This is a genomic window from Sediminibacter sp. Hel_I_10 (assembly GCF_000688335.1).
Classification (GTDB): domain Bacteria; phylum Bacteroidota; class Bacteroidia; order Flavobacteriales; family Flavobacteriaceae; genus Psychroserpens.
The window spans coordinates 1152655-1165104 of the sequence record NZ_JHZX01000001.1; the positions used below are offsets into that span (position 1 = coordinate 1152655).

Below are 12450 nucleotides of genomic sequence, written 5' to 3' on the forward strand. Positions count from 1 at the left end.
TAAAAAGCCAACTCCTATGAGTTGGCTTTTTTTGTTTCACCTTGTTTAGACGTAGTCTGCAAGTTTGTCAGTTACCCGCTATTGGCACATTTTTAGCACCTTGAATAGTGTAAAATTTTAATTAAAAAACTATCATAAAAATGAGCTTAAACATTAAACCATTAGCAGACAGAGTTCTTATTGAACCAGTTGAAGCTGAAACTAAAACAGCTTCAGGAATTATCATTCCAGACAACGCTAAAGAAAAACCTCAGAGAGGTAAAGTAGTTGCTGTTGGCAAAGGCACTAAAGATGAGCCTATGACCGTAAAATCTGGTGATACCGTGCTTTACGGAAAATATTCTGGTACCGAACTAAAATTAGAAGGTAAAGATTATTTGATGATGCGCGAAAGTGACATCTTGGCGATTGTATAAATCGCAGTTGCTCTTGGCCTACCCGTCATGAGCATCTTTCCTATTAAAACTATTAAACACAAGAACTTTCAACTATTGGCAACTGCCAAAACCTTAAAAGTTAAAATAAAACAAAATGGCAAAAGATATAAAATTTGATATTGAAGCGCGTGACGGATTAAAACGTGGCGTTGATGCATTGGCAAATGCAGTAAAAGTAACCTTAGGACCAAAAGGTCGTAACGTTATTATTGGTAAATCATTTGGGGCTCCTCAAGTTACTAAAGATGGTGTTACCGTTGCAAAAGAAATAGAATTAGATGATGAGCTCGAAAATATGGGCGCTCAAATGGTAAAAGAAGTTGCTTCTAAAACCAATGATTTAGCAGGTGACGGTACAACAACCGCAACTGTATTGGCTCAAGCTATCGTAAAAGAGGGCTTAAGAAATGTAGCTGCTGGTGCAAACCCAATGGATTTAAAACGTGGTATTGACAAAGCTGTTGAAGCCATTGTGAAAGATCTAGAAAAGCAATCTAAAAAAGTAGGTAACTCTTCAGAAATGATCAAGCAGGTTGCCTCTATTTCTGCTAATAATGACGAAACTATAGGTGATTTAATCGCTAAAGCATTCGGCAAAGTTGGTAAAGAAGGTGTTATTACTGTTGAAGAAGCTAAAGGAACAGATACTTACGTAGATGTTGTTGAAGGGATGCAGTTTGACAGAGGATATTTATCGCCTTACTTTGTAACAGACTCTGATAAAATGGTTGCAGATTTAGAAAATCCGTACATTTTATTGTTTGACAAGAAAATTTCAAACCTACAGGAAATTCTTCCAATTTTAGAGCCGGTTGCCCAATCTGGTCGTCCGTTATTGATTATTGCTGAAGATGTAGAAGGTCAAGCCTTGGCAACTTTAGTTGTCAATAAATTGAGAGGTGGTCTAAAAATTGCAGCGGTTAAAGCTCCAGGATTTGGAGACAGACGTAAAGCAATGTTAGAGGACATCGCCATATTAACTGGAGGTACTGTTATTTCTGAAGAAAGAGGATTCTCTTTAGAAAATGCAGATTTGAGCATGTTAGGCTCTGCTGAAAACGTAACCATTGACAAAGACAATACGACTATTGTTAACGGTGAAGGAAAAAGTGATGACATCAAAGCTAGAGTGAATCAAATTAAAGCTCAGATTGAAACAACTACAAGCGATTATGATAAGGAAAAACTTCAAGAGCGTTTGGCTAAATTAGCTGGTGGTGTTGCTGTACTTTATGTAGGTGCTGCATCCGAAGTTGAGATGAAAGAGAAAAAAGATCGTGTTGATGATGCCTTACATGCTACAAGAGCAGCTGTTGAAGAAGGTATTGTTGCTGGTGGTGGTGTTGCACTCGTAAGAGCGATTACCGTATTACAAAAAATCACTACTGAAAATTTAGACGAAACTACGGGAGTTCAAATTGTAGCAAGAGCTATCGAAGCGCCTCTAAGAACTATTGTTGAAAACGCAGGCGGAGAAGGCTCTGTTGTAATCAACAAAGTATTAGAAGGTAAAAAAGATTTTGGTTTTGATGCTAAAACTGAAACTTATGTAGATATGTTGAAAGCTGGGATTATTGATCCTAAGAAAGTAACGCGTATTGCATTGGAAAACGCTGCATCTGTTGCCGGAATGATATTAACTACTGAGTGTGCCTTAGTAGATATCAAAGAAGACTCTACCGGTGGCGGTATGCCAGGTGGAATGGGTGGCGGAATGCCAGGCATGATGTAATGGCAAATCGCCTTAGATAATTTACTCACTCATGTGTGAGTATTGAATAAATTGAAAAAGCCTTTGATGATAATCAAAGGCTTTTCTTTTGAAGAATTTTCATAGATTTAGAAAACTAATCATTTATAAAAATGAAAAACACGACTTGGAAATACACTTTAAGAGAAATAATTATCGTAATCATTGGGATAAGTATTGCTTTTAGTATAAATAAATGTTCAGATAACATTAGCAATAATAAACTTCGAAAGCAGTACTTAACAAATTTAAAAAGTGATATTGAAGCTGATAAAATTCAGTTAAATAAAAATATTGTTGCCATAGATATGAAAATTAATAAATGTCAAGATATTATACCTTACCTAAACACTAATAAAAACGGTGGCATGACCTTAATGAATGACGTCTTTACAATTTTGCAATATGAAAATTTTAACCCAAAAAATATTACTTATAAAACCCTCATAAATTCTGGTGACCTCAAGCTTATTGATGATTTTGAATTTAAGACATCTATACAAGGACACTATTCTAATTATGATGAAATTCTTGATGTGTATGTTAGACACACGAGCTTGATAAAGGATTATTTAGGCAATTACATGATTAATTATGCAGATTACGATCAACTCATGGTTGGTAAAACACCTTTTTCTGATGAGATCAAATTAAAAAACATTGTGCGTGCCCTAAACACAACTTTTAGAGATAAAAAGAAAGCTACGCAAGATGGAGTTGTTAGCTGTGATCTATTAATTTCTGCTATTGAGAAAGAACTAAATTAACACCTATAACTCATAATCACAAGCAATTAAAGTACGCTATAGCCTTAGCAGGTTAAAGGCTGTGGCGAATCACAACTGTATTGTATATCTGTGATTTTACCGTCATCAAAATTAATAGTTTCAACTTACTTAGTTCAAGTGAAACGTAATACTTCATCATTATTCAGTGCTTCTGGAGCAGGATCGTTATTATTTGAATATTATTTTTCGCATGAAACGATTCCGAAAGGAAGAAGAATAAGACCTGAATTTATATAAGGTTTTGCCAAATAGAAATAAAACAGAAGCCGCGTTAGATTTACCTAAATGAAAATAGTTCTGTTTTATAACTAAGCGCAAAACGTAAATACAACTCAACATTACAAAATCAAAAACGCTTCGTTATTTATCCAATAACGAAGCGTTTTTTTTTTGATTTTTTAGTTTTTTTGACAATATCTAGTCGTTTCTTAAACTACTTAATATTGCTTTTGTTTCTAGCTTATTGTTCCTCTTCATACTCACTTTCCAAAAACCCTAAGCGAAACGGTTATATCAAACACTCAGCTTGACCAAACCACCTAATTTAAAGAACATTTTACTATTCGTTTGATTAGGATTTATCCACAAGCCTACTTCTTTTTAGGAGTAGCTTGAGGTGCCTTTTTAGCTGCTTGCTTTTGAGGAGCTTTAGCTGCTTGAGGCTTACCACCTTGCTTAGATTGTGCCATTGTAGTTTACGATTTAAATTAAAATCTTAAGTAAATGTACCATGGAAAGCTTATTGATTATTCTCATCTTAAGAAATAATTAACTAAAATAAATAGCACTTATTTATGGTCTTCTTTTACGTTTTCTTCACGGTATCTGCAACACGGATGAACCGAGTTGTATGCTGCTTCTGTGGCCTTTAATTTTTTTGTATCATGCCCTACTGCCGCTACACTTTTAGAGATACTATCCACATTGGTTTTACGCTCGTCATAAATAAGTTTGAGCTCGTGAGTACTCACATCCCAATTGGCATATTTTACACCCTTAGTGCGTATCGCCGCTTTTTCTATACGCTCTTTGCACATGGTACACACGCCATCAACTTCTATAGAAGCTTTTGCGTTTTTATCTTGTGCATAAACGGTTCCTGCCATAGTAATCAAAACTATTAAAATTGCGTTTTTAATCATTGGTATCCATTTCATTTATATAAATTTTTAAGTTGTATCCCTAATTAATTTTCGGGGTCTTGTTATTTGATTTTATATCGTAATCCAGCATAATACATACTGCCAAATATAGGACCATAAACAAAAGTAGTATCAAAATTTGGTCCAAAGGGATTGTTTGCATCTAATATGGGGTTGTTCTGTCTCAAATTGGTAATATTCTCTCCGCCCAGATACATTTCAAATTTTGAGGAAAATACTTTGGTGACCTGAGCATTTAAAGTGGCCACGGTAGGCGAATATTCTGGAAGTCTAAATTCTGGAGCATTTAAGGCTGTAGAAGAAAACCTTTGTTTTCCTAACCAATTGTAGGTAAGATCAAATTTCCATTGAGACAGACGCGCATCCATCTTAGTCTGGTAAGATAGGTTGGCAAAAATTCTGTGCTTTGGCACCAAGGGCTTCATCAGCTTACCTGTTTGATAGCTGGTCTTCACATCATAATATTTATAAGCACCACGTATCGTAAAACGATCAAATACATCATAATTGACCTCAACTTGAAAACTGTTAGCATAACTGTCTCCCTCTAAATTATAAAAACGAACTTGATTGACCTGTTCCCAATCGACCACTACTTGATTCTTAAAATCGGTTCTATAGAAATCCAGGGCCACATCGCCTTTTCTTCCGAAGAGATTAAAACCTTGAAGAAAAGAGATGCCATAATTCCAAGCAATTTCAGGATCCAATCCATAGATAGGTCCATTTCCGCCTAAAATAGAAATCGTTCTTGACGTGGAAAACATGCTCTGATTTTCAGCAAAAATATTAGCACTCCGCTTCCCTCTACCTACAGAGGCCCTTAGTGCTGCCTTTTCCCAAGGCGTATAGCGCATGTGCAATCTTGGTGTCACAAATTCTCCTAACAAATTGTGTGTATCAAATCTAAGCCCAGCAGTCATGGTGAAGTTATTTAAATCGTCATAAGCATATTCAAAAAAGGCACCTGCCGATCGTTCACTTCGCTCAAAACTCTCATTGCTGATCAACTCATCATAATGATCGTAGGTAAAGCCCAATCCTGTTTTTATTTTATGTCTAGAATCACTGATGATCGAATTGTAGATCACGTTAGAATACAAACTATTATGGTTAATATCATAGGTGTTTAATCCAAAATAAGAATTTTGATTATGACTACTGCAGGCCATCTGGACGCCAAGACTTTGCCAAGGAATATCTGGATTGACGTATCCAAATTTCCCAGACATTTCAAAGCGCTCGGTGTTTACCTCGCTACCCCAAGCTTCAAAATCCTGCCCATTGGGTAGCGGCGCATTCAAGATCATCCCATTTCCGCCTAGGTTGGTGTTTTCTGGATCAAAATCCATTTGACCAGATTGCTTTGCATCGTTTAAATAACGTACGTTAATAAAGCTCACAAAACCATGTTCTTGATCGGTATATTGCCATCTGTTCATTACATTAATTTGATTGTAAAGTGGCATATCTAAAAACCCATCATTATTGACATCATGTTTTTCTTGCAACGTGCTTCCATGAACGTAAAGTCCCGTATCCCATCTCTTACTGATTTTAGTATTGATGTGCGTATTCAATTCTAGACGTTGACTATTGGCGGCATACAGATTAACAAATAAGCGATCATCTGTAGAAGGTTTTCTCAATTCTGTATTAATTTGCCCCGCAATACTTTCAAACCCATTGACCACACTTCCTGCTCCTTTTGTAATCTGGATGCTCTCTACCCAGGTTCCAGGAATAAAACTAAGCCCATACGCCTGAGAAGCACCCCGTATTGATGGTATATTCTCGGTAGTGATTAAGATATACTTGTTGGTTAGACCCAACATTCTTATCTGCTTTGTTCCAGTAACGGCATCTGCAAAATTGACATCAATCGATGGATTGGTTTCAAAACTTTCTGAGAGATTACAACATGCTGCTTTTAAAAGCTCATCACTACTTACGGTAGTGATGTTTTGAGCGCTCAAATAGGATTTGGAGGTGGCCTGATTTCTGGAAGTAATTGTTACTTCATCAAGATCTCCTTTAGGCTGTAATTTATGTTTAATGTACTTTGGCTGAGTAACCGTTATGGTATCTGTCTTATAGCCCACGTAACTGATGATCAATTTAGAATAGTCTGCTTTGTAAGACACTTCAAATTCACCATTAATATCAGTCACAGCTCCCACAGCAGTGTCTAGCCAGAACACATTGGCACCCACTAAAGGCCATTCTTGACCGTTGCCCTGCTCTACAACTTGACCTTTTAAAACATCTTGGGATATCAGTATTAAGGGGAACAACAAGGCCAACAAAAACAGATTGAGGTTTTTATTGGCTTGAGTTCTTCTTGATCTTTCTATCATTTACAAAAAATTATCCGTTTACAATCATACATAACAGGAGCTATAGGTTTTTACACTAGAACCCCCGCGTTGCTGATGATATGTTATTTATTTTACTAGAATATTTTATTCTTCAGTAGATCCATCCTGATTCATCTCTATATCATGATCGTACTTACAACACCCAGGAAGTTCATTATAAGCCGCTTCATCTCCAGCCATTTTTTCTGTATCGTAACCAGATGCCGCAATCGCCTTATGAATGGCTAAGACATCTGTTTTACTTTCATCAAAAGAGACGTCAATTTTCTTTTGATCAACATCCCATGATGCTTTAGCAACACCGTCAACTTTTCCGGCCGCTTCTTCGATGGTTGATTTACACATCCCGCAATTTCCGCGTACACCAAAACTCACATCGGCCATAGCCATCTCTTTAGGCGTCTCCATAAGAGCTTCTTTTTCAACCTCTACGCTCTCTTTTGGAGCTTCTTTACAATTTGTCAATGTGATTGCAGCCATTACCGCCGCGCTTAAAATTAAATGTTTCATGATTTTAAAATTTAGTATTAATTATTACTCTATTTCTCTTTGTATTTCTCCACAGGTTAACATGGCGTCCCCAAAATATGGATTTCGTATTTCCTTTTCGTGACTTAACCAAAGTGCGCCCTTATTATTATTTGCCATCGGGCATTTTTGAAGGTAAAGCACCTCGCCGTTCCCCTCTACATTCATCGCTATTGGAATGAGTTGTTCGTTGAATTTTACGAAATCAGCGCGTTGCGCTTCCAAGTTCTCTGTACTGGAAATCTCTTTTAATAGTTTTAAGCTTTGCTTAAGATGCATTTTTTCCATTGCTCCTAAAGTGCTGGTCTCAAAGGATTCTAATTGCGTTGCCGCTGTGTTTGCAAACTGTGACACTTGACTACTGTTACCAGCAACAAAAGCATCCTTCATTTGTAAATACGATATCATAACCTGTTCAAAGCTTTGAGAAAAACCTTTTGGAAACACCAGTTTCATTTCAGTAAGTATTGAAGAGTCTTCCTTAGTGGTTGCTGTTTGGTTCATCATAGATGTTTTACCTTGTAATTGTGCCGCCGCATCTACCGTAAACGCACCGTTAGTAACGATTTCCTCGCCTTGTTGCAGACCAGAAGCAACCTCATAGTTTTCTCCATTACGATTACCAATAGTAATGTCACGCATCTCAAAAACTGGCTCATTTGGATTTGTCTTGACGTAAACCAAAGATCGTTCTCCCGTCCACATCACTGCGCTTGCAGGAATATGCAATACATCTGGTTTAGATGTCATTGTTGTTTTTATTTTACCAGTAACAAACATTCCTGGTTTAAATAACTCGTCTTTATTTTGGATGGTCGCCCTAACTGTAACCGTTCTTTTTGAGTTGCTAAGAATGGGATCAATAAATGAAATCTTACCCTCAAAAGTTTGATTGGGATATGCATTTGGAATGATAAGAATATCTTGACCTTTTTTTACTTCGGAAATTTGTTGCTCATAAGCATCAAATTCTGCCCAAACCGAATTGAGATTACTCAACTTTACAATAGGCTGACCTTGCTTTACATAATCTCCTTCTGCGGTCATAACTTCTGAAACCGTGCCAGATACAGTGGCGTAAACTGGAAAATTCTCAGTTGTTTTTCCTGAAAATTCAATGGCATCAATTTGACGTTCAGAGAGCTTCCAGTTTTTCAATTTGTTACGAACGGCCTTATAAAGCGCCGGCTGAGACTCTTTTAACGCTGATGTTGTAATAAGTTCCTGTTGTGCGGCTACTAAATTTGGAGCATAAATAGTTGCTAAAAGCTGGCCTTTACTAACGGTTTGCCCTTCATAATTGACGTTCAATCGCTCAATACGACCATCAAAATAACTGGCTTGCACCGAATTGTTTTCTTCATTTGTAGCAATTTTTCCAGAAAGAGAAATGCTTCCATCCTCTTGAGACGTTGAGTCACCCCCTACTATTGTGGTTTGAATATTTGCTAGCGCCATGGCATTGTCGGTCATTCTTATTTCATTTGCAGCAAGACCTTCTGTGTCTGTTTCCGCAGGAATCAAATCCATTCCGCAAATGGGGCAATCTCCTGGCTCAGACTTCATAATTTGCGGGTGCATAGAGCAAGTCCATAGTTGATTACTTTCTAATTCCTCAGTGTGACGGTCTGATTCCTCATGATCTGAAGCACCTCCAAAAATGAGCCATCCGCCCAAGAGACCTACAACTAAAGCTATTATAATATATAAACTGTTTTTATTCATCATTTTGAATTTTCATTTTGAAGACGCTCTATCATGACTTTCATTTCTTCAATTTCTTTCTTTTGAGCCTCTATGATATCATTCGCCAATTTTTTTACTTCTGGATCTTTGATATCTGCCCGCTCACTCGTTAAAATTGCTATAGAGTGGTGTGGAATCATAGCTTTCATCCAGAGTACATCGCCCACAGTTGATTTTTGGTCACGCACCAATCCTAATGCACTAACAAATAGAATAATACTCCCTAAAACTATGGCAATATTTTTCTTTTTATTTTGATACATATTTCGCATTGCAACAAACATAATAATGGCCATTGCAGCAATACCCAAACAGCTCATATAAAACCGTGTTAGACTGAAATATACGTGGTCTATGGCATACGTATTCAAATACATTGTGATATACATTGCTATAAAGGATGTCACAAGCATCCCTACGAACTTTGAGTAATTTCCTTTTTTTATTTCGTCTTGATTGTGTCCTTTTGAATTCATTTCTAATGACTTTTTAGTTTTCAATTAATTGATTTTGTTCTTAATCTAAGCGCATTGGCAATAACCGAAACCGAGCTAAAACTCATGGCCAGGGCCGCAATCATAGGCGATAAGAGAATCCCAAAAAACGGAAATAACACACCCGCCGCAATTGGGACGCCAATGGTATTGTAGACCAATGCAAAAAATAAGTTTTGTTTGATATTTGCCATTACAGCCTCACTGAGATGTCGGGCTTTTACGATTCCGTGTAAATCTCCTTTGACCAATGTAATCATGGCACTTTCTATGGCTACATCGGTTCCTGTGCCCATTGCGATGCCTACATCGCTTTTAGCAAGTGCAGGTGCATCATTAATACCATCTCCCGCCATGGCTACTATTTTACCTTGTTCTTGTAGTTTGCTAACCTCTTCCAGTTTATCCTCAGGGAGCATCCCTGCTTTAAAGTTGGTAAGATTGAGTTCACTGGCTACTGCTTGGGCGGTATCGTGATTATCGCCCGTAAGCATAACAACCGCAATACCTTTGGCTTGTAGTTCTTTTATGGCTTGAGCACTTGTCTCTTTGATTTTATCGGCAATCACAACATATCCAGAAACCTGACCATCAATAGCTAAATAAGATACGGTTTTGCTTTGTTTTTGAAAGGCTTGAACTTCAGTTTCCATATCTGAAGAAATCTTAGCCTTGGCATAGGCCATCATTTTGGCATTTCCTAAATCGAGCTTTTTACTATCCACGGTTCCCTCAACTCCTTTTCCTGTAACGGCGCTGAATTTTTCGGTTTTTGATATTTCAGCTTTCTGCTCCTTTCCGAATTTTACGGTAGCTTCGGCAAGTGGATGCTCGCTGGAACTATTTAGTGATGCTATAAGACGTACAATCTCCTTTTCGAGATGATTTCCAAAAACACCTATTTTCTCAACGGTTGGTTTCCCTTCTGTAATGGTTCCTGTTTTATCGACAATAAGCGTGTCCACCTTATCCATTTTTTCCAAAGCTTCGGCATTCTTGATAAGTACTCCATTCTGAGCACCTTTACCCACGCCCACCATCACAGACATAGGCGTCGCAAGACCCAAGGCGCAGGGACAAGCTATAATTAATACAGCAATAGCATTTACAAGAGCATAGACGTAAGATGGCTCTGGGCCCCAAATGGCCCAAATCACAAAAGTGATGATTGAAATGCCCACGACCACTGGTACGAAATATCCAGAAACCGTATCCGCTAATTTCTGAATGGGTGCACGACTACGACTGGCATCGTTTACCATATGTATGATTTGCGAAAGCAGGGTATCGCTCCCTACTTTTTCGGCTTTCATCAAAAAAGACTGGTTACCATTGATTGTACCGCTACGAACCTGATCTTCTTCAGATTTATTTACTGGGACGGGTTCTCCTGAAATCATCGATTCATCAACCGTAGTTTGCCCCTCAGTAATGATACCATCTACCGGTATCTTATCGCCTGGTTTTACGCGAAGGATATCGCCTTTTTGAATGGCATCAATAGAAACTTCCTCTTCATTTCCGTTAACTACTTTAATGGCTTTATTTGGTGCAAGCTTTAACAATTCTTTTACTGCGGAATTGGTCTTGCTATGCGCACGTGCCTCCAATACTTGACCCATTAACACTAATGTGAGTATTACGGTAGCTGCTTCAAAATAAACGTGTACTGCACCAGAATCGGTTTTGAATTGCTCTGGAAAAAAGTCTGGAAACAACATTCCGAAGAAACTAAAGGTCCAAGCCACACCAGATCCAATGCCTATAAGTGTAAACATATTGAGGTTCCAAGTCTTAATGCTTCGGAATGCCCGTTCAAAAAACATCCATGTTGCGAAAAATACCACCGGAATGGATAGCCCAAACTGAATCCAGTTCCACCATTTTTGCGCCATGATCTCATATAACGGATTGTTTGCAAGCATTTCACTCATCGCGATGATGAAAATAGGAAGCGTAAAAGCCATAGCTACCCAAAATTTCTTGAGTAACTTTTTATAGGTTTTCTCCTCGGCTGAACGATCTGCTTCCATTGGGACTAAATCCATTCCGCAAATGGGGCAGGCTCCAGCTTCCTCTTTCACGATTTCTGGGTGCATTGGGCAGGTCCATTGTTCTGAAGTTGTAACAGCAAGATTTTGCTCTTCTACCAAATCCATTCCACAGACTGGACAATCGCCTGGTTTATCGTAGGTTTTGTCGCCTTCGCAATGCATTGGGCAATAGAACGTACCCGTTCCTTTTTCCGTAGATGTTGCTTGTTTCTTTTTTACTGAATTTTGATGCTTCTGCTGAGCTCCTGGTTTATGGATGAAATAAGCTCCCCCATCATTTTGAAGTGCTTTTTGAAACCTTTTAATTGAAATATGCGTTTCCATCTCAATGGTAGCTTCTGCCTTTTCAAGATTTACCGAGGCCTGCTTTACACCATCAACTTTTGAAAGTGTCTGCTCAACGTGACTGCGACAACCATTGCAGGTCATCCCTTCTATTCTATAGTTATGTGTCATTGTTTTGGAAATTTTATAATCATATGATGACCTACTATAACATCGTCAACATGACCGGCAATAGACAGCTTATCGGTAATAAAATGCAAATGCATATTGGTACTGTGATGTGTAAATATGGTCTTATGCTTTTCTGAATAAAAACCTAGAATCTTAACTTGCTCATTACTGAACGAACCGTTTAAACCAGACTCTTGATGCTTTTGATGTGTATGCACCATATCTTGTTCTGGCCAATCGATGACATGCCACTGTAATTTCGAAATTTCACCTTCAATCAAAAATGGAAACGGATCTTCAGTCGCAATCCCCAATGCTTCTGCTTTTTCAAAAACAAAGGCTTCTAAATGCTTTTTGGTGTCAATAGACTTTGGAATACTTAAACTTATCCAATCTTGAACTTGAGCATATACTAATAAGGCTGCTTTGCCCTTGGTCGTATTTTCTATTTGAATTTCGTTGTTTTTTACAAAAGAATTCGATACTTCACCATCCAAAATTTGAATCTCACCCTTTAAGTTTTCAGCAGCACCCAAAGCATATAGATGTTCTTTTTTTGAAATAGAATCTAGCGCAACAGTAGCCTTTAAATCTCCAGACATCATGGTTTTAAGTGCTCCATAAAAGTGCACAGATGTATCCAAACCCTCTTTTTT

The 12450-nt window shown here is 37.8% G+C and carries 10 protein-coding genes; 3 read left to right on the forward strand and 7 right to left on the reverse strand.

Going from position 1 to position 12450, the window contains the following annotated elements; genetic code table 11:
• Positions 1-140 precede the first annotated feature (140 nt).
• The 3 genes from groES (at position 141) to P176_RS0105125 (ending at position 2954) form a co-directional block, all read left to right on the forward strand.
• The gene (groES, locus tag P176_RS0105115) at positions 141-416 is read left to right on the forward strand and encodes a co-chaperone GroES (protein WP_026753691.1); all 276 of its coding nucleotides are present in this window, start codon (positions 141-143) and stop codon (positions 414-416) included.
• Positions 417-531: 115 nt separating this feature from the next.
• Complete coding sequence (groL, locus tag P176_RS0105120) at positions 532-2169, forward strand: chaperonin GroEL (RefSeq protein ID WP_026753692.1); 1638 nt, start codon at positions 532-534, stop codon at positions 2167-2169.
• Positions 2170-2300: 131 nt separating this feature from the next.
• A complete protein-coding gene (locus P176_RS0105125; protein ID WP_026753693.1) occupies positions 2301-2954 on the forward strand; it encodes a DUF6090 family protein in 654 nt (217 codons plus the stop codon).
• A gap of 809 nt (positions 2955-3763) precedes the next feature.
• Here P176_RS0105125 and P176_RS0105135 read toward each other — a convergent pair.
• The 7 genes from P176_RS0105135 to P176_RS19010 form a co-directional block, all read right to left on the reverse strand.
• The gene (locus P176_RS0105135) at positions 3764-4132 is read right to left on the reverse strand and encodes a heavy-metal-associated domain-containing protein (protein WP_231481192.1); all 369 of its coding nucleotides are present in this window, start codon (positions 4130-4132) and stop codon (positions 3764-3766) included.
• A 47-nt stretch (positions 4133-4179) separates the two neighbouring features.
• Positions 4180-6495, reverse strand: coding sequence for a TonB-dependent receptor (locus P176_RS0105140; protein ID WP_081820677.1), 2316 nt, complete (start codon positions 6493-6495; stop codon positions 4180-4182).
• Positions 6496-6600: 105 nt separating this feature from the next.
• A complete protein-coding gene (locus P176_RS0105145; RefSeq protein WP_026753696.1) occupies positions 6601-7026 on the reverse strand; it encodes a heavy-metal-associated domain-containing protein in 426 nt (141 codons plus the stop codon).
• A 24-nt stretch (positions 7027-7050) separates the two neighbouring features.
• A complete protein-coding gene (locus tag P176_RS0105150; RefSeq protein WP_026753697.1) occupies positions 7051-8769 on the reverse strand; it encodes an efflux RND transporter periplasmic adaptor subunit in 1719 nt (572 codons plus the stop codon).
• Entirely contained in the window at positions 8769-9266 is a 498-nt protein-coding gene (locus tag P176_RS0105155; protein WP_026753698.1) for a DUF305 domain-containing protein, read from the reverse strand. Before P176_RS0105155 ends, P176_RS0105150 begins: the two co-directional genes overlap by 1 nt.
• 20 nt (positions 9267-9286) lie before the next feature.
• Positions 9287-11794, reverse strand: coding sequence for a heavy metal translocating P-type ATPase (locus tag P176_RS0105160; RefSeq protein ID WP_026753699.1), 2508 nt, complete (start codon positions 11792-11794; stop codon positions 9287-9289).
• A complete protein-coding gene (locus tag P176_RS19010) occupies positions 11791-12438 on the reverse strand; it encodes an acetolactate decarboxylase (RefSeq protein WP_197022147.1) in 648 nt (215 codons plus the stop codon). Before P176_RS19010 ends, P176_RS0105160 begins: the two co-directional genes overlap by 4 nt.
• Positions 12439-12450: the final 12 nt, after the last annotated feature.